Origin of the sequence: Snodgrassella sp. ESL0324, assembly GCF_013344955.1 — a bacterium.
GTDB lineage: Bacteria > Pseudomonadota > Gammaproteobacteria > Burkholderiales > Neisseriaceae > Snodgrassella > Snodgrassella alvi.
This window is the reverse complement of the sequence record NZ_JAAEDS010000012.1, coordinates 81,323-107,929: the sequence shown is the minus strand read 5'-3', so window position 1 is coordinate 107,929 and position 26,607 is coordinate 81,323. Positions and strand designations below refer to the sequence as shown.

The window sequence follows — 26,607 nt, the reverse complement described above, 5'->3', positions numbered from 1 at the left end:
GCATTCAGCAGATGTCTGTATTAATCACTGATATGAATAAACCTGTTCTACCGGATTTTCTCAACAATATTACTATTGTACTTAGCCGAACCAGTCATCCTGCCAATATCGGATCTGCAGCAAGAGCCATGAAAACAATGGGTTTAACCAGACTTACTCTTGTTGCACCGAATTTGATGCAGACGCCAATGACATCTGACCCTGCTAAGTTCGATGATGCCAATCCAGCTGCATTTGTATTACCTGAAGAAAGCTTTATCCTGGCCTCAGGTGCTCGTGATGTACTGGAAAATGCACGGATTGTCGCTACACTGGATGATGCTCTTGCAGATACTACTTTATCTTGCGCCTTAACCAGCCGGCGGCGTGAGTTGTCCGCTCCGCTACATACCCCGCGGGAAATCATGCCCTCATTAATTTCGGCAGCCGGTACAGGTCAGCAAATAGCACTGGTATTTGGAAATGAAACTTTTGGATTAAGTATAGATGAAGTTCAAAGTTGCAATCGTCTGATTACTATTAATGGTAATCCGGATTATTTTTCTCTTAATCTGGCCCAGGCGGTGCAAATTATATGTTATGAATTGTTCAGCCATGTTGATATCAGCATGACACATCTAAAACAAGAACAGAATCTGGCTACTCATCAGCAAACAAGCGGTATGGTAGAACATTTACAACAGGTAATGAATTTGGCCGGCTTCTTTAACCGGCGCAATGAAAAAAGGCTGATGCGACGCATGGCTGCAATGTTTGACCGTGCACAATTAAGCACAGAAGATATCGATGTCTTGCGCGGATTCTACAATACTGTTAGTCAGCAATTACAAAAAAATCAAAATTAGTATTATATTGTAAATATTTGTCTGCAAAAGAAAAGGGTGCCAGTATGAATTATTCTTCAGATCCGATTTGGTGGCGTTTAAAAAAAACGATCGTACGCGATCTGGCCAGTCTGTTAACGGCACCACCTCCATGGATATCATCTGCCGAGATACCAGTTTCAGTACTATTGGGAGATGAAGGATTCCGATTTTTACTTTCTCTGGATGAGCAGCCTGAAAGCCTGTATTTATTTCTGAAAAAACATGGCGGATATCAGAGCCGCCTGGGCATTTATGCAGAACGTTTACTCAGGTATTGGTTTTTACATGCTCCGCACAGCAGACTGATTGCACATAATGTGCAGGTTCAGCATAATCAGCAAACATTGGGGGCTTTCGATTTTATCGTACAGTTAAACGAAAGTATTTACCATCTGGAGTTAGCAGCTAAATATTATGGCAGCCGGTCAAATCAACTTGAAAACTTTACCAGTCTGAATCCGACTGACCAGCTTATTAATAAAATGCATAAAATCCAGCAGCAGCTCAGGTTAAGCACGGAGCCTGCTGCTGAAAATATCCTGAAAGATTTATCTTTGGAGCATGAGCAATTGCAACATGCCAGCATTATTCGCGGTATGCTGTTTATGCCTGAACCACAGCAACAATTGCCAGCACCATTAAATTCTTTGAGCTGGCAAGGGTATTATGTAGAAAACTGGGATGAATTTAAATGCTCAGAAAATAGTCGTTTTTACGTACTTGACCATTTATCTTTTCTGTCTCCTGCACGCATCAGTAGTAATGCTATAGTTACCTTCAATCAGATTAAGCAAATCCGCCAGGGTATGGTTGCAGTGGTTGAAGAGCGTGCAGACGGCTGCTGGCATGAAGTGCAGCGTATAATTAAAACAAATTGTAAAAACAACTAAACCTGAACAGCGGCAAGTGTTTTTATCAGTACATAGGTTTTTGTAAGGGCTTATGGTACACTTGCCATTTAATTTTTGTCTGCATGAGTAAATGCCCGTGTGCGTACAGCCCAAAAGCAGTAGCTTAAGACAAATGAAACCAAAACCAGATCAACTGACATCTAAGGGTTTACGATGAGCGTAACAGTAGAAAAATTAGATAATTTAGAGCGTAAAATCATTTTGGCTCTGAACTGGGAAGACATCAGAGCAAAAGTCAACGCACGCATGAAAGTAGCACAGAAACGTGCCCGTGTTGATGGCTTTCGTCCCGGTAAAGCACCGCTGAGAATAATCGACTCTATGTACGGCTATGGTATTCGTGATGAAGTATTGAACGAAATGACCCATAAAGCATTTGAAGATACCATTGTAGCTGAAAAACTAAAAGTTGCTGGTCTGAAAAGCCTGACTGCTTTGGAAGATGCCGATCAGGATGATGAAAAAGTTTATAAAATTGCCGTAGTATTTGAAGAATTTCCAGAAATCAAAGTCGGTGATTTAAGTAATCAGGAAGTAACGAAGTTCAGCACTGAAATCGGTGATGCAGAAATAGATAAAACTGTTGATATTCTGCGCCAGCAGCGTACCCGTTTTAATCATGTTGAACGTGAGGCACGTGAAGGCGATCGGGTTATTATTGACTTTGCCGGCAAAATTGACGGAGAAGCCTTTGCTGGCGGTACTGCTGAAAATTATCCGTTTATGCTGGGCAAAGGCCAGATGCTGCCGGATTTTGAAGCAGGTATTGCTGGCATGAAAGAAGATGACGTAAAAGAAGTTGCCGTTACTTTTCCGGAAGATTACCAAAGCAAAGAGCTGGCAGGAAAAACCGCAAATTTCACTATTACTCTGAAAAACGTTTCTGAAGCAGTTCTGCCGGAAGTAAATGAAGAATTTGCCAAGTCACTTGGTATTGAAGACGGTGATGTCGAAAAAATGCGTGCTGAAATCAAAAAAAATGTCAGCCGTGAAGTAAACCGTCGCGTTAGCGAAATGACTAAAGACAGTGCAATTAATGCATTACTGGCTGCAACCCCGATCGAAGTACCTTCCTCACTGATTACAGAAGAAGCTAAAAGCATGGCAGCAAGAATGAAAGAAAATTTTGCTGCTCAAGGTATGGATCAGAAAGATCTGGAATTACCACTGGACATGTTTAACGAACAGGCCAGCCGTCGTGTTGCCATCAGCCTGATTATGGGTGAATTGGTTCGTGAAGAAAAGCTTGAACCGACAGAAGAGCAGGTGCGTAACGTTATTAACGAATTTGCTGATAGCTATGAAGATCCGCAGGAAGTTATCGACTGGTACTACAGCGACAGAAAAAATCTTCAGGCACCTACTTCATTAGCCATTGAGCAGAATGTTGTTGATTATGTATTAGGCAAAGCAAAAGTGACTGATAAAGCACTGACTTTTGATGAAGTGATGGGTCAGCAGGCCCAAGCCTGAATGTAAAATACATAATCTGATATGACCAAGCACCGAAGTGGTTGTAAAGCTGCTTAGGTGCTTTTATTTCAACTGAGGAAAAAATATGTCACATATTGAAAATCTGGGTCTGGTACCTATGGTAGTAGAACAGAGCGGCCGCGGAGAACGTGCATACGACATTTATTCACGCCTGCTTAAAGAGCGCATTATTTTCATGGTAGGACCGGTTACCGATGAGACTGCCAATCTGGTGGTTGCCCAGTTATTATTTCTGGAAAGCGAGAATCCTGATAAGGATATTTCTCTTTACATTAATTCTCCCGGGGGCTCAGTTACAGCGGGCATGTCAATTTTTGATACGATGAATTTTATTAAGCCCGATGTAGCAACTTTGTGTCTGGGACAGGCCGCCAGTATGGGTGCCTTTTTACTTTCTGCAGGGGCTAAAGGAAAACGCTTTGCCCTGCCTAATAGCCGCGTCATGATTCACCAGCCGCTTATCAGTGGAGGGTTAGGTGGTCAGGCCTCAGACATCGAAATCCACGCGCGTGAGTTACTAAAACTGAAAAAACAATTAAACGAGCACCTTGCCCGTCATACCGGACAAAAGCTTGAACAGATTGAAAAAGATACCGATCGTGATAATTTCATGTCAGCTGAAGAAGCGAAAAAATATGGTTTGATTGATGAAGTACTAGTCCACAGACCTAAATAGAATTTTTAGAAGCAGACATTTAGATAGTATATCTAATACATTAGAAAACGAAACCTTCGAACAAGGTTTCGTTTTTTATTGTAGTATTTATAACATGTAAGCTTACAATATTTTTTATCTTAAACAAATGAATAAAATATTATTGTTTACGCTGATTGCTTATACCCATCAGCATGGCTAAGATTACCATTACTGATAAAGTAGCTGTACCACCATAGCTTACCAATGGCAAAGGCACTCCTACCACAGGTAAAATCCCGCTAACCATGCCCATATTTACAAATGCATAGCAAAAAAGAGTCATGGTTAATGCTCCAGCCAGTGTTCGGCAATATAAAGTGGGCGCTTTAAAGGTTATATAAAGGCCGCGCACAAGAATAAACGTATATACGGTTACCAGTAAAATATTTCCTATCAGGCCAAACTCTTCGCCAAACACTGCAAAAATGAAGTCTGTAGTTGATTCAGGAATATAATCTAAATGAGTTTGCGAACCTTCTAACCATCCTTTGCCCCATATTCCGCCAGAACCAATTGCTGTCATAGATTGGAGAATATGGTATCCGGCACCCAGTCGATCTTTAGTCGGATCCAGTAAAGTCAATACACGCATACGCTGATAATCATGCATACCGTAATTCCAGATCAATGGCAGCATGGCAACGAAACCAATAATTGCTGAAATGATGACTTTCCACGGTAAACCGGCAAAAAATATCACAAACAGACCTGAAGCCATAATCAGAGTAGCAGTCCCCAAGTCCGGCTGTTTTAAAATCAGTGCTACCGGAATGAATATCAGTACGAAAGAAATAATATAATGATACCAGCGAATATTACTTTCATTTTTCTGAAAGTACCACGCAATCAGCATCGGTACGGCAATTTTCATAATTTCTGAAGGCTGAATACGGGCTACACCAACATTCAGCCATCGTGTAGAACCATTTACCGTAATTCCGGCAAAATGTACCCCAATTAATAGCAAAATCCCCAAACAATATGCAGGTAAAGCAAAATTACTTAATATCTGAGGAGGAGTACGCGCAATAACCCATAGTAAAATAAAACTTAGAATAGTATGCAGGGTTTTATTTTCAAGCTGACCAAAATCCTGACCGTCGGCAGAATAGAGCAAAAATAAACTCATTACATAAATAATCAACATGGCATAAAAAAGCCATACATCCATCGGTGCCCAGAGTTTGATCCAGAGACGTTTAAACCATTTTTGTTCATTGATCATAGTTTATCTCACAGGCCTGGCTGAGGACGATAAGCACGCAATAACGGAGGTAAGTCAGTCTGACTATGCTCATTATGTTGTTTTGCATCCATCATGGCATTATTGGATAAATCATTCACCGGTAAATCAGCAGAATTAGTTGCTTCTTTTGCACTAGGGAGATTTTTTAATTTCAAAAGATAAAAATCAGCTAATTGACGAGCCAGAGGAGCCGCTGTAGCACCCCAACCATTGTTTTCAAGAATAACTGCAATCGCTATCTGTGGCTTATCTGCAGGCGCGAATGCAATAAACCATGCATGGTCTCTCAGCTGTAGTTTTAATGCTGCCGCATTATAACGTGCACCTTGTTTAATCTGCACCACCTGAGCTGTACCGGTTTTGCCGCCCATAGTATAAGCCAGACCCGAACCCACTGCCGCAGCCGTACCACCCGGTTTTAATACTTTTTGCATAGCATCTTTAACATATTCAAAATTGCCACGTTTGAAAGGGACAGTTCTAACCGGTTGCGGGTCGATTAAAGTCATTTTTTTCGAATTATGGTCAAGTAATGCCTGAACCAAATGAGGGCGGTAAACCACACCATCATTACTGAGAATTGCTGTAGCAAATGCCATCTGCAGAGGAGTATACGCATTATAGCCCTGACCGATGGCCATGCTCACACTATCAGCCGGCTGCCATACGCGTGCCTGAGGTTTAGAGCGGGCAAATCTTTTTTCTTTCCAAGCGCGTGTTGGCAATACACCAGCATATTCATGATTTATATCAATACCCGTCTGCTTACCAAGATTAAACTCAGCTAAATAAGGTGACATACGATCCACCCCCATTTCATAGCCAAGACGGTAAAAAAATGTATCTGACGAAACCTGAATAGCTTTATTCAGATTGGCTGATCCATGACCACCTCGCGCAGCATCCCTGAACTGATGGGTTGATCCGGGAATACTCCAAAACCCCGGAGCAGGTAAAACTGTACTCTGCGTCAGTTTGCCACTTTCCAAAGCAGCCATTGCCAGAAAAGGCTTAAATGTAGATCCGGGAGGATACATCCCCTGAGTCGCACGATTTAATAGCGGGTGACGCCAGTCTTCATTCAGACTTTTCCACGTATCTGTATCGATTCCATCAATAAACAGATTCGGGTTATAGCTGGGTTTGGATACCATAGCCAGTATCGCACCCGTTTGCGGATTAATAGCAACTAAAGCACCACGTTTATCGCCCATCAACCGGTCTGCTTCTTGCTGTACACGGATATCGAGTCCCAGGCGAAGCGTTTGTCCGGGTACTGCCGGCACTGTTTTAATAGTACGAACAATATGTCCCTGCGCATCCTTTTCAACTTCTCGATAACCCGGAATACCATGCAATTGCCGTTCATAGTATTCTTCCAGCCCCATTTTTCCTATATGAGTACTACCACGATACAGTGTTGTCAGTTCTGCTTTGTCAAGAGCTGCCATATCGCGGTCGCTGATCCGGCCGATATAGCCTACGATGTGAGCAAGTAATTCGCCATAAGGATAATCACGAAATGTTCGCGCATTAATTTCAACACCCGGAAAACGATAAAGTTCAGCCGCCAGACGGCTGGCTTCTTCCATTGTTAACTTAAGTTTTAAAGGTACTTTTTCATAAGAACGGTATTCTGCCCGGAATTTATTAAACCGCTTCATATCGCTGGGAGTAATGTCCACATAGTTGCGCAAGGCATTAATTGTATCTTCGAGTTTACCCGGTATCTGATTAGGGGTTATCTCAAGAGAATAAGCCGGATAATTATGTGCCAGTACCACGCCATTAACATCAACTATTTCTCCACGAATGGGTGGTGTAGGAATTAATGAGATACGATTATTAGTAGCGGCAATGACATATTCATCATATTTGATTACCTGCAAGTATAAAAACCTGGCAATCAGCATAGAAAAACAAATAATAATCAAAGCAAAGGCTACTGCAATCCGTAAACCGAGATCGCCATTTTGCGCAGGTTTAGATACACGCTTTTTTTTAGTTCGGAATTGCAGTGCTTTCATAGACGTCTTGAATAGGCGAGATAAAGCATGAATTTAGATAAAAGAGGCCAGAGCAGAGCACTGATAAATGGTGAAACAAACAGATTCCAGCCACTAAACTGATGGGTAGAAAAGAAGTGTACAACGACTAAAATCAGAGTCATTAGCATCAGACTGCCGAAAATAGTCAGAGCCTGGTAAGCATAAGAATAACCAAGCATCTGATGCCTGTTTTGTTCAATCAGATAGACAGCTGCCATCAAGCCTAATGCATGTTGCCCGAACGGAGTACCAATTCCCACATCCAAGAGCAGTCCTAATACAAAAGCCATACCGATACCGATATTTTGTGGTCGGTGCAAGCTCCAATACAATGTCATCATGGCTGTAAATGCAGGTAGGCAGCCAGCCAGAGGCTGAGGAAACGGAATCAGATCCAGAAATAATGCAATTACTAAGCTTAGTACAATAAGCCTTTTTCTGGTATGGCGGTGCAAGCTGTCAACTTCAGTCATGATTGATGGATAAGGTATTAGTGGCTGTTGCATCAGCATAATGATCAACTATCTGCGCATGCTTTTGCGGGATAACCAGTACAAAATTACTATTGCGCAGTTGCGCTACAGGTTCAATCTGTGTCCGGTAATAGGGTGAACCATTACCACTCTGCGCTTGTATGACAGTGGCAATAGGTATTCCGGCAGGATAAATACTGTCCATGCCTGAAGTAACCAGTAAATCATTACGTAACAGGCTGGCATTAGCTGGAAAGTAACGCAGATCCAAACTACCTGAGCGGCCATAAACCAGTGTGCGTACTCCAGTACGCATTACCATCGCCGGAATAACTGCATTACTATTGGTAATTAGTGTCACTTCAGAACTCAATGGCTGAACAGCTGTAATCTGACCAATCAGACCATGTTCATCACTTACGGCATCACCCTGTCGAATTTGATGATGACTGCCTTTATCTATAATGAAGCGGTCAGTCAGCGGATTAGTATCACTAGATACAATCTGTGCAACCTGTGCCTGAGGTAATGCTGCTTTCTGAAGCTGAGTCAGATGATCAAGACTGATTACTGACTTTAACTGTACGTCACGCTGACTAATTTGTAATTTAAGCTGCGCATTTTGAGCCTTCAACAATTTGTTTTCATCGCTCAGATTCTGCTGCTTTTCAAGAAACACCATGCCATTAGATACAGCATTAACCGGCTGCATAGCCAGCCACTGTAACGGATATAATGCGGTACCGATATAATTGCGGCTAATTTTAACCACATCATACCGGTTATCAAGCAACAGCAATACAACTGCTAACAGTGACAGTACAACCAGTTTACTGGTACTGCGCAGACCATTGTGTACAAAATTGAGTGAAGGCTCTGCCATTATTATCTTATGTCTGACAAACAGTGCTGCATTTACGGATTGGATACAAATACAGAGTTCATTTTACCAATCATATCCAATGCATGACCAGAACCCCGTGCAACACATGTCAGGGGGTCTTCTGCAATCATAACTGGCAAGCCGGTCTCCTCAGAAAGCAAACGATCCAAACCTTTAAGTAAAGCGCCGCCGCCGGTTAACACCAAACCACGGTCGGCAATATCCGCACCCAGCTCTGGGGGAGTCTGCTCCAAAGCATTTTTAACTGCCTGTACAATCTGATTAAGTGGTTCAGTCAGTGCTTCCAGAACTTCATTTGAACTGATTGTAAAAGCACGCGGAATACCTTCTGCCAGATTACGTCCTTTTACTTCAATTTCTTTTACTTCCATACCGGGGAATGCAGAACCGATATTTTTCTTAATTTCTTCAGCAGTAGATTCACCAATCAGCATGCCATAATTGCGGCGCACATAGTTAATAATAGCATCATCAAATGCATCACCACCTACGCGGATTGAGTGAGAATAAACTACACCAGATAAAGAAATCACACCAACTTCTGTTGTTCCGCCGCCAATATCCACGACCATTGAGCCAGTTGGTTCTTCAATAGGCAAACCCGCACCAATTGCTGCTGCCATAGGCTCTTCAATCAGATTTACAATCGATGCGCCGGCTGCTAGAGCTGAATCACGAATAGCTTTGCGTTCTACCTGAGTTGAACCGCATGGAACACAAATAACGATTCGGGGAGCAGTAAATCGGCTGTTGTTTACCTTTTTGATAAACTGCTTGAGCATTTTTTCAGTGACATTAAAGTCAGCAATCACACCATCTTTCATAGGTCGTATTGCCTGGATGCTTCCCGGCGTACGCCCCAGCATTTTCTTTGCTGCTGTTCCCACAGCCAGCATGCCGTTTTTAGCATTTATGGTGTCATTTTGTACGGCCACCACAGACGGCTCGTTTAAAACAATACCTTTATTTTTAATAAAAATCAAAGTGTTGGCAGTACCAAGATCAATAGCCAGATCATTGGATAAATATTTGGAAAAAAAGCGAAACATGAGGATGTCCTAATGAACTTTTAAATTATAAGTATGGCAAAAGCAGTTTTGCGGCGCACTGTACTCAGCAAATCAGTACGCCAAAGAATAGGGTTTTCGGTTATAATTCTATATTATGTAACAACCGAATCAGAACGCGCAATGATACCGCAGTTTGCCCGTTTTGCTAAATCAAATTTAAGGATTTTTGATGGCTTTAACATTAAGTGATGTAGATAAGCTCGCACGCCTCTCTCGCTTGAGTCTTTCAGAAGCAGAGCGAAATAACATGCTGACAGAGCTGAACCATGTATTCGATCTGGTCGAAAAAATGCAAGAAGTCAATACTGACGGGATTGAACCGATGGCACATCCGCATGAACTGGCCTTGCGTTTACGCGACGATGCAGTTACTGAAAAAGACGAGCATCATGCAATCCAGTCATGTGCACCGCTGGTAGACAAGGATTTATATCTTGTACCTAAGGTTATTGAATAATTCAACCTTTACCACAATGACTTGTTCATTCATATTTAAATTTATTGCAGGTAACTACAGACAATGTTACCTGAAAGTTATATAACCACTATGCCAAAAAATTATACATTAAAACAGTGCAGTGACTTACTGCAATCAAAACAGGCTTCAGCTGTCGAATTGGCGCAGGAGTATCTGGCTGCAATTGAAAGTGAAAATGCCAGTCTTAATGCCTATATCACACTGGATAAAGAACGCACTATTGCTGAAGCTAAGGCTGCTGATGCACGTTTGGCGCAGGGTTCAGCAAATGTATTAACTGGTGTACCCATAGCCTACAAAGATATATTCTGCCAGCAGGGATGGCGCAGTGCCTGTTCCAGCAAAATGCTGGATACTTTTACTGCACCTTATACAGCAACAGTAGTTCAGAATTTGCTTGATGCAGGTATGGTAACCCTAGGCAGAACCAATATGGATGAATTTGCCATGGGTTCAACAACTGAGTCTTCCTACTATGGTATAACTCACAATCCCTGGCAGCTTAATCATGTTCCGGGTGGTTCCTCAGGTGGTTCAGCAGCAGCCGTGGCTGCGCGGCTAGCACCGGTTGCGCTGGGTTCAGATACTGGCGGCTCCATTCGTCAGCCTGCCTCACACTGTGGTATTACTGGTCTGAAACCCACCTACGGTGTAGTTAGCCGTTTCGGTATGGTTGCTTATGCTTCCAGTTTTGATCAGGCCGGACCAATGGCTCAGACAGCAGAAGATTGCGCCTTGTTAATGAATAGTATGGCGAGTTTTGATGAGCGGGACTCTACCAGTATTGAGCGAAATAAAGAGGACTATACCCGCGATTTAAATCAATCATTACAAGGTTTAAAAGTAGGTCTGCCGCGCGAATTTTTTGGCGAAGGTCTTGACGCACAAGTACATGCATCAATTGATAGTGTTATAGAAGTACTCAAAAAACTGGGTGCGGAAATTGTAGATATTACTTTACCACATACAGAACTATCCATTCCTGCCTATTATGTACTGGCTTCAGCTGAAGCCAGTACAAACCTGTCACGCTACGACGGTGTTCGTTATGGACATCGTGCTGCTGAATTCGGTAATCTGGACGAAATGTACAGTAATACCCGTGCCGAAGGTTTCGGGTCTGAAGTAAAACGCCGCATTATGATAGGCACTTATGTTTTATCTCACGGTTACTATGATGCTTACTACCTGAAAGCACAAAAATTACGCAGAATGGTTGCAAACGATTTCCAGGCAGCGTTAAAACAGTGCGATATTATTCTGGCTCCGGTTGCGCCTACTGCAGCACCATTATTAGAAAGCCATAATAGTGATCCTGTTGAAATGTATCTTTCAGATATTTACACCGTTTCTTTAAATCTTGCCGGTTTGCCGGGTATTTCTCTGCCGGCAGGATTTACCACAAGCGGATTACCCGTAGGTGCTCAGCTTATCGGTAATTATTTCACAGAAAGCCGTCTGCTAGGTATTGCACACCAGATTCAGCAACATAGTGACTGGCATACCAGAACTCCATTTGTACAATAATTGCCAGTATACGAATTGAAAGAAGACAGAATGAATTGGGAAACAGTAATCGGTCTGGAAATCCACGTTCAGTTAAACACGCGTTCCAAAATTTTTAGTGGATCATCTACTGCATTTGGCGCAGCACCCAATGCTCAGGCCAATGTTGTGGATTGCGCACTGCCTGGTGCCTTACCAGTAATGAATCGTGATGTGGTGAACAAGGCCATTAAACTTGGATTGGCTTTAGGTGCGAATATTAACCGGAAAAATGTTTTTGACCGGAAAAACTACTTTTATCCGGACTTACCTAAAGGTTATCAGATTAGTCAGCTTGATTTGCCGATAGTTGAGCACGGAAAACTTGAAATCGTGGTTGGTAATGAAGTTAAAACCATTAACGTTACCAGAGCTCATATGGAAGAAGACGCCGGTAAATCTATCCATGATGAATTTGAACACTATACCGGAATAGATTTAAACCGGGCTGGTACTCCATTGCTGGAAGTCGTGTCAGAACCGGAAATGCGTTCAGCAGCAGATGCTGTTGCTTATGCTAAAACAATGCATAGCCTGGTAACCTGGTTAGGCATATGTGACGGTAATATGGCAGAAGGTTCTTTCCGTATTGATGCCAATGTTTCAGTACGTCCGAAAGGACAGACTGAGTTTGGCACCCGTTGTGAAATTAAAAATCTGAACTCATTCCGCTTTCTGGAACAAGCCATTAATTATGAAGTGGAACGACAAATTGAATTAATTGAAGACGGCGGTAAAGTCATTCAGCAAACACGTTTGTTTGATCCGAACAAGGGTGAAACTCGCGCCATGCGCAGTAAAGAAGATGCTCATGATTACCGTTATTTTCCAGACCCAGATTTATTGCCAGTGATCATTACTGATGCCATGCTGGATGCAGCCAAAGCGGGTATGCCTGAACTACCTAAAGAGATGTCCGGTCGTTTTATCGATCAATATGGTATTTCTGATTATGATGCAAGATTATTAACTAGCAATCATATACAGGCAAACTGGTTTGAACAGGCCGCAAAACTTCATGGTCACGGTAAACTGGTTGCCAACTGGATGCTTGGAGAACTTGCAGCTGCTCTGAATAAAGCGGGAATAGATATTTCTGAAAGCCCGATTAGTGCTGAACGTCTTGCCGGTTTAACAAATAGAATTGCGGATAATACCTTAAGCAATAAACTGGCTAAACAGGTATTTGAAACCATGTGGAACAGTGATCTTACTGCTGATGCCATTATCGAACGTGATGGTTTGAAACAGATGACGGATACAGGTGCCCTTGAGAAAATTATTGATGAAGTACTCGCTAATAATCAGAAATCTGTAGAAGAATTCAAATCCGGCAAGGAAAAAGCATTTAATGCTCTCGTAGGGCAGGTAATGAAGGCTTCTCGCGGTAAAGCCAACCCTCAGCAAGTTCAGTCTTTACTGCATAGCAAACTGGCATAAGCAAGATAAGGTTCAAACATGAAAAAATGGCTGCTATTGGCTACTCTGTTTGTATTAACAGGCTGCGGATTCCATCTGAAAGGAACTTCCGGATTCGACACACCCATGCCATACCATAGCTGGAAAATTGAAGGTGGTAGTATGCAGCGGGCTCTGGAAGTCGTATTGCGGCGGCAGCCTGATGTTATCGTAGATAATGAATATCCGGATGTAGTGGTAAAAGTCATTTCAGCGACACAGGATTCTTCTACATCAGCAGTAGATTTATCTGGCGGAGCCAGTGAATATCTGCTCACACTGAAAGTGAATGTACAAGCCTATCATAATGATCAGCCACTAGGCGATCCGATACAAGTCACAGTACACCGTTATATGGATTATTCTGATCATGAGGTACTGGCCAAAGAAGATGAACAACGTATGATTTGGCATGATATGCGTACCGATGCTGCAGAACAAATTGTACGTCGCCTGGCTTTTCTGCCTGTAACAACTAACGAATGAGTAATTTATCAGTCCAGCCTCTGTCTGCAGCATATCTGATTCACGGTGAAGAAGAATTATTGCGAATAGAGGCTTTAGATGCTATCCGTTCAGCTGCACGCAGTCAGCAATATAATGAGCGCGAAGTGATCAATATAGAAACCGGATTCGACTGGGCATCACTTATGTCCTCAGTTCATTCCGTTGGATTATTTGCTGATAAAAAATTACTGGAAATTCATATTCCCTCTGGTAAACCCGGCAAAGAAGGAGCCGCAGTATTACAACAATTGGCTGAACAATTGCCGGAAAATACCTGCCTGCTTTTAATACTTCCTAAACTGGAACGATTACAAACACAGAGTAAATGGTTTTCAAGCTGGGCAAAAAATGCTCAGATATTTGAGGCAAAATCAATTAATCAAAATGCATTACCTCAGTGGATAAAAAATCGGTTGGCGGCTCAGAATCTGAATATCGATAATGATGCACTTGCCCTGTTTGCAGAAAAAGTAGAAGGCAATCTTTTAGCCGCAAAGCAGGAAATCGATAAACAGGCTCTAATTCATCCGGCCGGACATACCGTTACTCTGGATGACGCACAGACAGCAGTAGCCAACGTAGCACGCTTTGATATCTTTCAATTGTCAGCAGCATGGATGAGCGGAAACTCAGAACGCGTATTACGTTTACTGGAAGGTCTTGCTTCGGAGGGAAATGAACCGGTACTATTATTATGGGTTATCAGTGAGGATATTCGCACTCTCATACGCTTACTTGCAGCATTAAAGCAAGGTAAATCAATCAGTGAAATGCGCCAAAGCCTGCGTTTATGGGGTGAAAAACAGACTTTAGCACCACAGGCTGCCAAACGTATCGGCATTAGACGTCTTCTTGAAGCTTTACAGATATGTGCGTTTATCGACCGACAAATTAAAGGTGCAGAAGAAGGTAATGCATGGGCAGAAATCAAACATCTTTTTCTGTCTCTGACCATCTGAACATTATTCTGGTAACTCACCGTTAAACTATTGATCCAATAATGATGAAAACAGTTGAAAAAAGCGTTTTAGTACTACATAGTGCCGAACACATATTTGATCTGGTCAACACAGTTGAAGATTATCCTAAGTTTTTACCCTGGTGTAATCGTACGGATATTCTCAAACGGGATGAACAATCTCTGGAAGCTGTATTGTACATGGACTATATGAAAATACGTCAGTCATTTGCTACCAGAAACATTAATCAAAGACCAAATAAAATCCAGATGAGTTTGCTTAATGGTCCTTTTCGCAAACTGGAAGGCACCTGGCAATTTACTCCTATCGATGATCTGGGCTGTAAAATCGATTTTCGTCTGGAATATGAATTCTCCAATGCAGTACTTTCAGCACTAATAGGCCCAGTCTTTAACATTATCGCTACAACATTGGTTGATGCTTTTATTAAGGAAGCAGACAGACGCTATGATGACTGAAATTATTGTTGAAGCAGTATATGCCACCACTGATTATCAGCATCTCTGGCAGGGAAAAGTTCCGGCAGGAAGCAGTGCACGTCAGGTATTATTACAGTCAGATTTACCAGAAAAATTTCCACAAACTGATTTCTATGCAGCACCCATTGGTATATTCGGTAAAAAAGTTAATGATGATTATATATTATCCAATTGGGATCGAATTGAAGTTTACCGACCGTTACTGATTGATCCGAAAGAAAACCGTCGACGGCGTGCAAAGCAAAAAGAATAGTTTTTCAGTTAACTTTTAAACAGTTTGTAATTTCCGAGGAATATACATGTCTCATATCAGGCTAATAGTTGGCTTGGGCAATCCGGGCACAGAATATGAACATACACGGCATAATATAGGTTTTGATTTCGTTGATGAACTTGCCAGGTTATGGAAAATCAGCCTAAAAGAAGAAAAAAAATTTTTTGGACAAGTAGCAAAAGTTAACTTACCCGAAAATGAAATCTGGTTGCTTAAACCTTCCACATACATGAACAAATCAGGCACATCCGTGCAATCTATAGCCAAATTCTTCAAAATATCACCTGAGGAAATATTGGTAATTCATGATGAGCTGGATATTCCCTGCGGCCAGATCAGGTTTAAAAAAGGTGGAGGAAATGGCGGTCATAACGGACTAAAAGATATACAGGCCTGGCTGGGCACCGCAGACTTTTACCGGCTACGACTAGGTATTGGTCATCCGGGTGATCGTAATCTTGTTGTTCATTATGTATTGCATAAACCATTGGCTGAAGAAAAAGTTTTGATAGACGAAGCCTTACACAAATCTCTGAATGCTATACCCCTGCTGTTAGAAGGAGAATTCGGCAGGGCGCAGCAACAATTACACAGCAAGTAAAATTTGAAAGATCATGTTATGAAATATCGTGACTTGCGGGAATTCATTGCTGTTCTTGAGCAGCAGCAATTATTAAAGCGGATTCAGACATCAGTTTCTCCACATTTAGAAATAACAGAAATTGCTGATCGTGTATTGCAAAAACAGGGACCGGCATTATTATTTGAAAATACTATAAATCAGACAGGAATAACATACCAGTTTCCTGTTCTGGCTAATCTTTTTGGTACTCCGGAACGTGTTGCCATGGGAATGGGGGCAGACGATACCAGTCAATTACGGGAAATAGGTAAAACACTGGCTTACCTGAAAGAGCCGGATCCTCCTAAAGGATTCAAAGATGCCCTTTCCAAATTACCTTTACTCAAAGATTTATGGAGCATGGCTCCGCATATCGTCAAAAAAGCACCTTGTCAGGAAATTATTCTAGAAGGTGATAAAGTAGATTTAACACAATTGCCAATTCAAAAATGCTGGCCGGAAGATGCAGCTCCGCTAATTACCTGGGGCTTAACAGTTACACGCGGGCCAGAAAAAAAACGCCAGAATCTAGGCATTTACCGACAGCAACTACTGAAAAAAAACAAACTAATCATGCGCTGGCTTGCTCATCGTGGCGGTGCTCTGGATTTTCAGGCTTTTAAACAAAAATATCCAAACAAACCTTATCCTGTATCAGTTATACTGGGTTGTGATCCTGCTACCATCCTCGGAGCAGTCACACCGGTACCAGACAGTCTCAGTGAATATCAATTTGCCGGCTTATTAAGAGGATCGCGTACTGAGCTGGTTAAATGTATCGGAAATGATTTGCATGTTCCTGCCCGGGCAGAAATCGTTCTTGAAGGAGTTATTTATCCGGACGAGACTGCACTGGAAGGTCCTTATGGAGACCATACCGGTTATTATAATGAACAGGATAATTTCCCGGTATTTACCGTAGAACGCATTACCATGCGCGAAAATGCTATTTATCACAGCACTTATACCGGTAAACCGCCTGATGAACCGGCAATTTTGGGAGTCGCACTGAATGAAGTGTTTATCCCGTTATTACAAAAACAATTTCCAGAAATTATAGATTTCTATCTGCCTCCGGAAGGTTGTTCATATCGCATGGCCGTTGTCAGCATAAAGAAACAATATGCCGGACATGCCAAAAGAGTAATGATGGGTTGCTGGAGCTATCTGCGTCAGTTTATGTATACTAAATATATTATTGTAGTAGATAATGACATTAATATAAGAGACTGGAAAGAAGTTATCTGGGCAATTACCACACGTATGGATCCGGTGCGGGATACAACACTAATCGATCATACACCGATTGATTATCTGGATTTTGCCAGCCCGATTAGCGGACTTGGCGGGAAAATGGGTCTGGATGCAACCAATAAATGGCCCGGAGAGACAAACCGTGAATGGGGTAAAGTAATACATAAGGATCCTGAAACTATAGCTAAAGTTGACGCCATATGGCAAGATTTAGGTTTATAGCTATTTTCAGTCACTATGAATTTTACAGATAGAAGTTTAACAATATATACGGCATAAACATGGGAAGTAAATATATAAATCGTATCTGTACATGGTGCCTGAAACTGGGTCTGGTCTCTATTCTGGCGGCCTGCCAAAGCCTGCCTTCTCAACAGGGACGTAATATAGAAACACATATTACTGCCGACACCCCATCTTCTCTTGCCTATGCAAATGCTTCACTTGTATCCGAACATGAAGGTTTATCCGGTCTTTATCCGCTTGATGACGGACATGAAGCATTCGCCGCACGGATAGCTCTGGTTCGCGCCGCAGAACACAGTCTGGATGTACAGTACTATATCTGGCGTAACGATACGTCCGGTCAGCTACTTTTTCATGAATTAGTTTTAGCTGCTCAGCGCGGTGTACATGTTCGCTTACTGCTTGATGACAATAATACTGTTGGCCTTGATAATATATTAAAAGCACTTAATCAAGAACCCAACATCGAAATCAGATTATTTAACCCTTTTATGCACCGGCACTGGCGCGCTTTAAGCTACATGACAGATTTTGCCCGCCTGAACCGGCGTATGCATAATAAATCTATCACAGCTGATAATCAGGCCACTATTCTAGGCGGACGGAATATTGGTGATGAATATTTTGATATGGGTAAAGGCACACTTTTTGTAGATTTAGATATTCTTGCCATAGGACCTATTGTTAATCAGGTTTCAAACAATTTTGACCGCTACTGGAACAGCGCTTCGTCATATCCCTTAAACGGTATAGTTCACCCCCGCCATATTAAATTACAGGCAAGTATGCCTATATTTAAACATCGCAGTTTCAATCATCTACGTGCCAATAGTTATGATAATGCCTATAATCGTGACAATTTTGCCAACCGATTATTAGACGGATCACTGGATTATCAATGGGCACACCTGATATTAGTAAGTGACAATCCTGATAAAGCTCTGCCCAAAAACAGGAGAAAAGTAGAAGCCACCCAGTCTGATAATAATCTTTTAATTGAACCTGATACAGAACAACCACCGGTAATTAAATATCAAAAAGCCAGTTTAACTCTGAACGCACTCGCTGCATCCGTTGTTGAACCACAAAAAGATTTACTGGTTATCACTCCGTATTTTGTACCCACACAGACAGGCCTTGAGTATCTGCAAAAATTACGGGAAGAGGGTGTTAAGATACGTATTCTCACAAACTCCTTAGCAGCAACCGATGTGGCAGCAGTACATTCTGGTTATTCTCACTATAGAATACCGCTGTTAAAAGAAGGAGTAGAAATTTATGAACTCAAAAATCAGGGCTTTTTAAAAGGACCACGTGACCGTGCTTTTACAGGTAATTCCGAATCAAGCTTGCATGCTAAAACTTTTACCATCGACGGACAGCAGCTTTATATCGGTTCATTAAATTTTGATCCTCGTTCGGCACGGCTTAACACAGAAATGGGTGTCGTTATACAGTCTCCTGAAATGGCACAATTTATGAATCAGGCAATTAATGAAGCATTGCCGGATGTTACTTATCAGGTAAAACTATCACCACAAGGCAAACTGGAGTGGACGGAAACCAACGACAAAAATCAAACAAAGGTTTATCATCATGAACCGGATACTACTTTTTGGCAGCGTATCTGGGTAAAAATGCTCTCCTTACTCCCACTGGAAAGCTTACTTTAACCAGTTTTAGCCATCTCTCATTTGTTCACAACTTGATATTTCTTTTAAGAGGTATTGCCAATGCTTTTGTTTATAGATAATTACGATAGCTTTACCTTTAACATAGTGCAATACCTTGGCGAACTGGGCGAAAACGTAATTGTTAAGCATAATGATGAAATTACACTGCAAGATATCAGCAGACTGGCTCCGGATAAAATTGTCATCGGTCCGGGTCCATGCACACCCAGAGAAGCTGGTATTTCTGTTGATACCATTAAACATTTTGCGCTCACAATACCGATACTGGGTATTTGTCTGGGACATCAGAGTATAGCTTATGCTTTTGGCGGAAATATAGTACGTGCCAAAAAAGTTATGCATGGTAAAATTTCACCTGTTTACCATCACAATAACTCTCTTTTCAATAACCTGCCTAATCCGGTAAATTGTACCCGATACCATAGTCTGGTTATAGAAAAAGAAACTTTACCCGATTGTCTCGAAATAACCGCCTGGACTGATGACAACGAAATTATGGGTATCAGACATAAAACTCTGCCTGTCGAAGGTGTTCAGTTTCATCCTGAAGGATTGCTTACCGAAAATGGTTATGCAATGTTGCACAATTTTCTGCAACAGCATAACCAATAAAGTAAAAATTTTAAAAATAGTTATATTTTAGAAAGAATTATCATGATAACGCCGCAACAGGCACTTAATCGTTTACTGGACAACAATGAATTATTCTATGATGAAATGACAGATTTAATGCGCCAGATAATGAACGGAGAAGTGGCGCCTGAAGTCATAGCTGCTATTTTAATCGGATTACGTATTAAAGTAGAAAGCGTATCGGAAATCGCAGCTGCGGCAACTGTTATGCGCGAATTTTCAACAAAAGTACCTGTACAGCAGCGAGAACATTTAGTCGATATCGTTGGGACGGGTGGAGATAATGCACATACATTCAACATATCTACAACCAGCATGTTTGTAGTTGCAGCAGCCGGAGCAAAAGTGGCCAAACATGGAGGACGTTCCGTATCTTCTTCAAGCGGCTCTGCTGACATCATTGAAGCCATGGGTGCTGCACTCGAATTAGCTCCTGAACAAGTAGGAGAATGTATCGATCAGCTTGGTGTCGGATTTATGTATGCACCAAATCATCATAACAGCATGCGTTATGTAGCTCCCGTACGTCGGGCATTAGGCGTACGTACCGTCTTTAATATACTAGGGCCATTAACCAATCCGGCAACAGCATCCAACCAGGTTTTAGGGGTATTCCATATTGATCTGGTCGGGATTTTATCTCGTGTGCTGAAACAGCTTGGCAGCAAACATGTTTTAGTTGTACATGGCAGTGACGGACTGGATGAAATTACACTTACCGGCACAACCCGCATAGCTGAATTAAAAAATGGCACTATCATGGAATACGATATCCATCCGGCTCAGTTTGACATGCCGGTAATTGAAGACTTAAAACCTTTAAAAGTGGCCAATAGTGAAGAATCGCTGCATATCATGAATAGCGTATTAAACGGAGAAAAAGGACCTTGCCGTGATATAGTCGTGCTCAATGCAGCTGCTGCAATCTATGCGGCAGACATAACTTCTTCATTAGAAGAGGGTGTTGATTTAGCCATTACCGCCATAGATTCTGGTAAGGCAAAAGCGAAACAAACAGAATTTATCCAAAAAACACAACAATTGGCTAACCTGTCAAATAGCTAACATTAAATAAACCCGGCTTATAAGCTAAATAAAATTTGTATGCATTCATTTTAGCAATGAATCGTTTACAATAATGGCTATAATCTGTCACTAAACACACTATATTATTATGCTAGACATTCAATTACTCCGTCAGGATATCAACAGTATTGCGGAAAAATTACAGACTCGTGGTTTTAATCTGGATACCGAAACTTTCACCCGACTGGAACAACAGCGTAAACAATTACAAATACGCACAGAAGAGTTGCAGTCTAAACGCAATAATCTTTCCAAGCAGATTGGTGCACTAAAAGGTCAGGGCAAACATGATGAAGCTAACCAGACAATGGCTGAAGTTGCCCAAATCAAGACCGAACTGGAAAAGGTTGATCAGGACTACCAAACCATACAAAATCAAATTAATAATTTGATCCTGACAATTCCGAATCTACCGCATAGTGACGTTCCTGTGGGCAAAGATGAGAATGACAACATCGAAATCCGCCGATTCGGTACGCCAAGACAATTTAATTTTGAAATTAAGGATCATGTTGATTTAGGTGAACCGTTAGGCTTAGATTTCAAAACCGGCTCAGAGCTATCCGGAGCAAGATTTTCATTAATGCGGGGTCCGATAGCTCGCCTGCATCGTGCACTGGCACAATTTATGCTTGATACCCATACTCAGCAGCATGGTTATACAGAACATTACACCCCTTATATTGTTAATCCTGAAATTCTGTTAGGTACCGGACAATTACCTAAATTTGCTGAAGATATGTATAAAGTAAGCTGCGGAGGCGAAGAAAATACACAGGAACAATATCTGATATCAACCGCAGAAATTACCCTGACTAATACCGTGCGTGAACGTATTCTAAGCAAAGATGAATTACCTAAAAAACTCACCGCACACTCACCATGTTTCCGTTCTGAGGCCGGTTCCTACGGTAAAGATACTCGCGGGCTGATTCGGCAGCATCAGTTTGACAAAGTAGAAATGGTGCAGATTCAGCGACCGGAAAATTCTTATGCTGCTCTGGAAGAAATGGTTGGTCACGCCGAAAAAATTCTTCAGCTTTTGGAATTACCATATCGGGTAATTGTTCTCTGTACAGGTGATATGGGATTTAGTGCCGCTAAAACCTATGATTTGGAGGTATGGGTACCTGCACAAAACACTTATCGGGAAATTTCCAGCTGCTCAAACTGCGAAGATTTCCAGGCACGGCGTATGCAAGCAAGATTTAAAGATAATGACGGCAAAAATCAGCTGGTACATACATTAAATGGTTCAGGCCTGGCAGTTGGCAGAGCTTTGGTTGCATTACTGGAAAATCACCAGAATGAGGATGGAAGCATTAATATTCCAGTGGCTTTACAACCTTATCTGGGCGGATTAAGCGTATTACGCGCATAAATATCAACGATTTATTGAATCTCAATTTATCAAAATTTTACTAAGGGCAATATTTATACACCACCGTATTAAATATTGCCCTTCAGTGTAAAGACGCGTATAATCAGCAATCCTATTGGGTCGTTAGCTCAGTTGGTAGAGCAGTGGACTCTTAATCCATTTGTCCAGGGTTCGATCCCCTGACGACCCACCACAAATTAACTTATTATATTCAATAGATTCTATGGCTGTTTAGGTGTTAATAAATAGTCCATTGAGTATCTATTTTTGTCGTTTTTTTGTAATGCAATTTGCATGATGCTGCCAATCTTAGCTACATGTGCGTGCAAATGATCAATATCCAGATAAGCTTACTTCTGCACCATTTCCAGTGATTGCAATCTTACCATTGCTTTTAGCTCATATAACGAGACTTTATTCTGCATGAGCTAGCTTGCCTATTTATACCTTAAATCAAACCTTTTGGTTAACAAAGTTCAATTACATAGTTTTGAATGCAAAAGCAGCTTCAATCTTGCCATAAATATGTATAGATTTCAGCTTTGCAGGTGAAATGATTTCTTGAGCATAATTTTTGTTATCACTTATTATTTTTAAATCACCGCAAATCGTTGCTTGTATACGCTTAACAAGCAGACTCTTCGGTGTAGCAATCAGATATACACCATCGCCACGATGACATTTAATTGCAATATTTACAAATAACAAATCCCCATTAGAAAAAGTTGGATACATAGAATCATCTGGAGCAGTAATTATAAAAGTATTTTTAAAATCATTACCTATGTTTTTCCTGACCCATTCTTCTGAAATTTCAACCAATCTTATTTCGTTTTCATAGTCTGCGAATAAATCAATCTTCTTAAATTGAATAAATCCATTTCGTGCTTGATTCTCATAAATCATTTCATCTGATTTATAAGCATTTTTCATTTGTCCATTACCAGTTTCCAACCATACAGGGTCGACACCAAGTACCTGTGCAATTGTTGCAATACTTGTACTTTCTTTATTGCGTCCTGATTCAAGGGCTGCAATTGCCGACTGGGATCTGCCAATTCTGGTTGCTAATTCCTTTTGACTTATTCCTTTTTCTAACCGCGCTTTTTTTAAGCGTTCATTTAAGCCATTCATATTATTACCTTAAAATAAAGGCACTATTGTACTGATTAAATTAGTATTTAAATACCTTTAAATAGTTTGGTTATAATATTATTTTTGATAGAAATCATCGTAAAACTAAAACCCGGATACCAGAAACAAATAAAAATTTGCTATAAATAAATCTTTAATTTATGTTATAACCTTTATATATTAACAGTCTGCATTAAAGGGTTAGGGTATGGATAAATCTTCAATAACTGAAGAATTGGAAGCATTATTTGATTTGCTTGAAAAAGGAGCGATTACTAAAGAAGAGTATGAAGCACAAAAAGCTTTACTCTTATCAAACAAAGAGCAACAGCCTATAAATACCAATACATCCTTCCCAGAATCTGTAGAATCTCAGGATGAATCAATCCCAGTATTTATAGAACAGCCTGCTCAGATTCAAAATCAGCAATCTCATAGTAACAGTGTCAAGATTATTTTAATTATCATGATTGGAATAATCATACTTGTAGCAATGTTTTTTATTTTCTTCAGCAATAGAGCAAATACCTCCCCTGTTAATGACCAGAGTACTCTTTCAGCCAGTATGGCCAGTAGTGTTATCACAGTGAATGCCCAGCAACCCAGTGATACAACCTCGGAAGCAGACACAGATGAAACAGGTTTGAATCTAAATAAAAAAACGCCAGAAGAACTTAATAAACTATTGATTAAATTTCAGCAAGAGCGTGCTAATGCAGTAGCTAATTTACGCTCTGTATGGGCCGGTCTTGATCCTGATTTCAAAGCAACAGTGCAGCAAGAACAGAAAGATTGGGATAGCACCGCATTAGCAGCTAATTGTTCTTTATCAGGTTACAGTACACCATTAGCACAACAGGTAGCTAATCAGTATTGCGAAACCATGATGTTAAATAGCCGGGCACAAAGTTTACTTGATGAACAGGCATCTTCTCTGGCTGATATTAAACAGGAAAAAACTGCTCAAATGGATAAAATGGCAACTGACGCATTAAAAAGAGTGAATTTAACCTGGTCAACAATTCCGGAAGATATACAACAGAACCTGAATCAGACATTTGAACAGTGGTCTGATGAGGTAAACCAATATTGCCTTTCCAGACCAACAGCCCAGAATCTTACTGAAACTCAAATAAATTATGATAATTGTGTCATTAAAAAATCTGAAAGCAAAATTAAAGAACTGAACGGCTATAAAATCTAGTTTTAATCCAAAAGGCAAACTTAATCATAGTTTGCCTTTTAGTAAAAACTTTCGAATACGAATAGCTATGAATTGTTTTTTACCCGGTAAAATTTAAATAAAATATGGGCAAACAAAAAGCCATTGTTTACAATACGCCTACTTAAACTTTAAAGCAGGACATTTAATTATGGCAGATTTTAATCAGATTCTGGATGCTGGTAATGTAGACGGCGGTATTATTAATGTAGTAGTTGAAATTCCGGCCGGATCAAACCATAAAATAGAATGGGACAGAAAACTGGCTACCATGAAACTCGATCGCGTTGAACCTGGTATTTTTGCTAAACCAACCAACTATGGGTTTATACCGCAAACGCTGGATGAAGATGGTGATGAACTGGATGCATTAATCATTACCGATCAGCCATTAACTACCGGTATTTATCTGGAAGCCAGAATTATTGGTGTAATGAAATTTGTTGATGATGGTGAAGTGGATGACAAAATTGTAGTTGTACCGGCCGACGATCGCAATAATGGTAATGCAATTCAAACACTGGCCGACCTACCGGCACAATTAATAAAACAAATTGAGTTTCATTTCAACCATTATAAAGATTTAAAAAAGGCCGGCACAACCCAAGTAACAAATTGGGGAGATATAGAAGAAGCAAAAAGTGTTATTCGTGAGTCTCAGCAACGCTGGAAACAAAATTAATTTAAACATACAATAATTTATGTAACCATAATATGTTAGATTGCTGCGACATTTGAAGTTTGGTATATTCAGATATCGCAGCAAATTTTCAAACTCAAAAACTTAAATTCTTTGAAGGGGATTACTGTGGGTAAACTGCGACAAGTTAACAGACACCAAAATGTAAATGGAACACAGCAAGGCGTACGTCCGCATTTCAAAGATGCCATAAAATACTCTAGTGAAATTTATAACCCAAACTGGGATATAGAAACACTACTAAAAATGGTAGCTGAAAAGATTGGTGGTATGGTTGCTGCGAATATTAATTCTGGGGACTTCAAAAATACTTGTGCTATTCGTATGAGTTATATTTTGAATAGAGGTGGTCTAAAAATAAAGTATGTAGAAGATCAAACAGTATCTGGTTTTATTAATGAGAAAAAGTTCTGGTTTTATTATCGAGTGAAAGATTTAATTAATTTTTTAACAAATGAATGGGGTAAACCTGATATGAAAATAGAACGTCCTACTGAAAAAGATGTAGAAGGAAAAAAAGGCTTAATTATATTTGAGACTGATTTTTCAGATGCTACTGGTCATGCTACCTTAATTAAAGGAGCACAATTAATTGATGGAACGCGTACGGCAGCATCATGTTACGATCATTGTTATTTTTGTTCTCAAGGATACAAAACTTCTAAAGCACATTTTTGGGAGTTACGATGAGTAAATTTAAGTTAATAATTTTATATAGTTACTGTTTATTATTATCGCCCTTAATATGTACTGCATCAGAACTTCATGTAAATGCCGTGTCACCTGAAGCATATAAACGTACAAACTTACAAAATTTTAAAGATATAGTTTTAGGACGTTGTATAGCTAAGGCATATCGTGGTGACAAATCAGCGTCAAGCGATGCCGGTAGTAGTGCGAGTGCATTAATTGATTGGGCATACTTCGATTTAAACGAAACTAAGGCTGTGCACAATTTAATAGATAAGTATCTCTCACGTGATTATTTTAATCCATATGCTGAATTTGACAAAGAAGTAAAATATGATTATTTAAAGTGTCTTGATCTTTATCATAGTAAGGATTTGAAGAGATTAGCAAAAGAAATAGTTTATGATCCAAATGAAACTTACAAAAGTTCAAGTCGTAATTATTATAGGGACTTAAATAGAAAGAAATAAAAATTAAATAAAGATATTAGATTTTTAAATATTTAAATCTTTATC

General features: G+C 40.5%; 27 protein-coding genes and 1 tRNA gene. 22 read left to right on the top strand and 6 right to left on the bottom strand.

The window, feature by feature from the left end; translation table 11 throughout:
* Positions 1 to 11 precede the first annotated feature (11 nt).
* From GYY70_RS02665 to clpP, 4 genes are all read left to right on the top strand, one after another.
* Complete coding sequence (locus GYY70_RS02665; RefSeq protein WP_238791795.1) at positions 12 to 845, top strand: RNA methyltransferase; 834 nt, start codon at positions 12 to 14, stop codon at positions 843 to 845.
* 44 nt (positions 846 to 889) lie between these two features.
* Positions 890 to 1,756, top strand: a complete 867-nt coding sequence (locus GYY70_RS02660; protein ID WP_174831209.1) for a DUF1853 family protein — start codon at positions 890 to 892, stop codon at positions 1,754 to 1,756.
* 174 nt (positions 1,757 to 1,930) lie between these two features.
* Positions 1,931 to 3,250 (top strand): trigger factor, encoded by a 1,320-nt coding sequence (gene tig, locus GYY70_RS02655; RefSeq protein WP_174831208.1) that lies wholly within the window; start codon positions 1,931 to 1,933, stop codon positions 3,248 to 3,250.
* Positions 3,251 to 3,335: 85 nt separating this feature from the next.
* Complete coding sequence (clpP, locus tag GYY70_RS02650) at positions 3,336 to 3,947, top strand: ATP-dependent Clp endopeptidase proteolytic subunit ClpP (protein WP_025330704.1); 612 nt, start codon at positions 3,336 to 3,338, stop codon at positions 3,945 to 3,947.
* Positions 3,948 to 4,086: 139 nt separating this feature from the next.
* Here the strand turns inward: clpP and rodA are convergent, their stop codons facing one another.
* Genes rodA through GYY70_RS02625 form a run of 5 tightly spaced genes read right to left on the bottom strand, consistent with a single transcriptional unit; the run spans position 4,087 to position 9,688 of the window.
* Positions 4,087 to 5,193: a rod shape-determining protein RodA gene (gene rodA / locus GYY70_RS02645; protein ID WP_174831207.1), complete on the bottom strand. Its 1,107-nt coding sequence runs from the start codon at positions 5,191 to 5,193 to the stop codon at positions 4,087 to 4,089.
* 8 nt (positions 5,194 to 5,201) lie between these two features.
* On the bottom strand, positions 5,202 to 7,241 hold the full coding sequence (gene mrdA / locus GYY70_RS02640; RefSeq protein WP_174831206.1) for a penicillin-binding protein 2: 2,040 nt from the start codon (positions 7,239 to 7,241) through the stop codon (positions 5,202 to 5,204).
* Positions 7,238 to 7,735, bottom strand: coding sequence for a rod shape-determining protein MreD (mreD, locus tag GYY70_RS02635; RefSeq protein ID WP_025330701.1), 498 nt, complete (start codon positions 7,733 to 7,735; stop codon positions 7,238 to 7,240). The genes mrdA and mreD overlap by 4 nt, the downstream gene beginning before the upstream one ends.
* Positions 7,728 to 8,618: a rod shape-determining protein MreC gene (gene mreC, locus GYY70_RS02630; protein WP_025330700.1), complete on the bottom strand. Its 891-nt coding sequence runs from the start codon at positions 8,616 to 8,618 to the stop codon at positions 7,728 to 7,730. The genes mreD and mreC overlap by 8 nt, the downstream gene beginning before the upstream one ends.
* A gap of 32 nt (positions 8,619 to 8,650) precedes the next feature.
* Positions 8,651 to 9,688 carry a rod shape-determining protein gene (locus GYY70_RS02625; protein WP_025330699.1) on the bottom strand — a complete coding sequence of 346 codons (1,038 nt, stop codon included), beginning with the start codon at positions 9,686 to 9,688 and terminating at the stop codon, positions 8,651 to 8,653.
* A 190-nt stretch (positions 9,689 to 9,878) separates the two neighbouring features.
* On the opposite strand from GYY70_RS02625, the gene gatC reads away from it, so the two are divergent.
* From gatC to GYY70_RS02555, 14 genes are all read left to right on the top strand, one after another.
* The gene (gene gatC, locus GYY70_RS02620; RefSeq protein WP_174831205.1) at positions 9,879 to 10,166 is read left to right on the top strand and encodes an Asp-tRNA(Asn)/Glu-tRNA(Gln) amidotransferase subunit GatC; all 288 of its coding nucleotides are present in this window, start codon (positions 9,879 to 9,881) and stop codon (positions 10,164 to 10,166) included.
* A gap of 63 nt (positions 10,167 to 10,229) precedes the next feature.
* Entirely contained in the window at positions 10,230 to 11,714 is a 1,485-nt protein-coding gene (gene gatA, locus GYY70_RS02615) for an Asp-tRNA(Asn)/Glu-tRNA(Gln) amidotransferase subunit GatA (RefSeq protein ID WP_238791792.1), read from the top strand.
* A gap of 15 nt (positions 11,715 to 11,729) precedes the next feature.
* A complete protein-coding gene (gene gatB / locus GYY70_RS02610) occupies positions 11,730 to 13,172 on the top strand; it encodes an Asp-tRNA(Asn)/Glu-tRNA(Gln) amidotransferase subunit GatB (protein WP_255454275.1) in 1,443 nt (480 codons plus the stop codon).
* Positions 13,173 to 13,190: 18 nt separating this feature from the next.
* Positions 13,191 to 13,676 (top strand): LPS assembly lipoprotein LptE, encoded by a 486-nt coding sequence (gene lptE, locus GYY70_RS02605; protein WP_037474449.1) that lies wholly within the window; start codon positions 13,191 to 13,193, stop codon positions 13,674 to 13,676.
* Positions 13,673 to 14,656, top strand: a complete 984-nt coding sequence (gene holA / locus GYY70_RS02600) for a DNA polymerase III subunit delta (protein WP_174831203.1) — start codon at positions 13,673 to 13,675, stop codon at positions 14,654 to 14,656. Before lptE ends, holA begins: the two co-directional genes overlap by 4 nt.
* 44 nt (positions 14,657 to 14,700) lie before the next feature.
* Positions 14,701 to 15,135 (top strand): type II toxin-antitoxin system RatA family toxin, encoded by a 435-nt coding sequence (locus GYY70_RS02595; protein ID WP_037393303.1) that lies wholly within the window; start codon positions 14,701 to 14,703, stop codon positions 15,133 to 15,135.
* Positions 15,125 to 15,409 (top strand): RnfH family protein, encoded by a 285-nt coding sequence (locus GYY70_RS02590; RefSeq protein ID WP_306181055.1) that lies wholly within the window; start codon positions 15,125 to 15,127, stop codon positions 15,407 to 15,409. Before GYY70_RS02595 ends, GYY70_RS02590 begins: the two co-directional genes overlap by 11 nt.
* Before the next feature lie 46 nt (positions 15,410 to 15,455).
* The gene (gene pth, locus GYY70_RS02585; protein ID WP_084548456.1) at positions 15,456 to 16,031 is read left to right on the top strand and encodes an aminoacyl-tRNA hydrolase; all 576 of its coding nucleotides are present in this window, start codon (positions 15,456 to 15,458) and stop codon (positions 16,029 to 16,031) included.
* Positions 16,032 to 16,049: 18 nt separating this feature from the next.
* The gene (gene ubiD / locus GYY70_RS02580; protein WP_174831202.1) at positions 16,050 to 17,528 is read left to right on the top strand and encodes a 4-hydroxy-3-polyprenylbenzoate decarboxylase; all 1,479 of its coding nucleotides are present in this window, start codon (positions 16,050 to 16,052) and stop codon (positions 17,526 to 17,528) included.
* A 59-nt stretch (positions 17,529 to 17,587) separates the two neighbouring features.
* Complete coding sequence (locus GYY70_RS02575; RefSeq protein ID WP_174831201.1) at positions 17,588 to 19,225, top strand: phospholipase D family protein; 1,638 nt, start codon at positions 17,588 to 17,590, stop codon at positions 19,223 to 19,225.
* 60 nt (positions 19,226 to 19,285) lie between these two features.
* Positions 19,286 to 19,858: an aminodeoxychorismate/anthranilate synthase component II gene (locus tag GYY70_RS02570; RefSeq protein ID WP_041880188.1), complete on the top strand. Its 573-nt coding sequence runs from the start codon at positions 19,286 to 19,288 to the stop codon at positions 19,856 to 19,858.
* A 42-nt stretch (positions 19,859 to 19,900) separates the two neighbouring features.
* Positions 19,901 to 20,944, top strand: coding sequence for an anthranilate phosphoribosyltransferase (gene trpD / locus GYY70_RS02565; RefSeq protein ID WP_084565646.1), 1,044 nt, complete (start codon positions 19,901 to 19,903; stop codon positions 20,942 to 20,944).
* 109 nt (positions 20,945 to 21,053) lie between these two features.
* On the top strand, positions 21,054 to 22,346 hold the full coding sequence (gene serS / locus GYY70_RS02560; RefSeq protein ID WP_174831200.1) for a serine--tRNA ligase: 1,293 nt from the start codon (positions 21,054 to 21,056) through the stop codon (positions 22,344 to 22,346).
* 117 nt (positions 22,347 to 22,463) lie between these two features.
* Positions 22,464 to 22,539, top strand: a tRNA-Lys gene (locus GYY70_RS02555).
* A gap of 287 nt (positions 22,540 to 22,826) precedes the next feature.
* On the opposite strand, the gene GYY70_RS02550 is transcribed toward GYY70_RS02555, so the two are convergent.
* Positions 22,827 to 23,480 carry a LexA family transcriptional regulator gene (locus GYY70_RS02550; protein ID WP_174831199.1) on the bottom strand — a complete coding sequence of 218 codons (654 nt, stop codon included), beginning with the start codon at positions 23,478 to 23,480 and terminating at the stop codon, positions 22,827 to 22,829.
* Between the two features lie 208 nt (positions 23,481 to 23,688).
* On the opposite strand from GYY70_RS02550, the gene GYY70_RS02545 reads away from it, so the two are divergent.
* The 4 genes from GYY70_RS02545 to GYY70_RS02530 all read left to right on the top strand — a co-directional run bounded on the left by GYY70_RS02545 (position 23,689) and on the right by GYY70_RS02530 (position 26,562).
* A complete protein-coding gene (locus GYY70_RS02545; protein ID WP_174831198.1) occupies positions 23,689 to 24,684 on the top strand; it encodes an SHOCT domain-containing protein in 996 nt (331 codons plus the stop codon).
* Between the two features lie 169 nt (positions 24,685 to 24,853).
* Positions 24,854 to 25,384 carry an inorganic diphosphatase gene (locus tag GYY70_RS02540; RefSeq protein ID WP_174831197.1) on the top strand — a complete coding sequence of 177 codons (531 nt, stop codon included), beginning with the start codon at positions 24,854 to 24,856 and terminating at the stop codon, positions 25,382 to 25,384.
* Between the two features lie 126 nt (positions 25,385 to 25,510).
* Positions 25,511 to 26,092, top strand: a complete 582-nt coding sequence (locus GYY70_RS02535; protein ID WP_174831196.1) for a type VI secretion system amidase effector protein Tae4 — start codon at positions 25,511 to 25,513, stop codon at positions 26,090 to 26,092.
* Positions 26,089 to 26,562 (top strand): T6SS amidase immunity protein Tai4 family protein, encoded by a 474-nt coding sequence (locus GYY70_RS02530; RefSeq protein WP_084563617.1) that lies wholly within the window; start codon positions 26,089 to 26,091, stop codon positions 26,560 to 26,562. Before GYY70_RS02535 ends, GYY70_RS02530 begins: the two co-directional genes overlap by 4 nt.
* Positions 26,563 to 26,607: the final 45 nt, after the last annotated feature.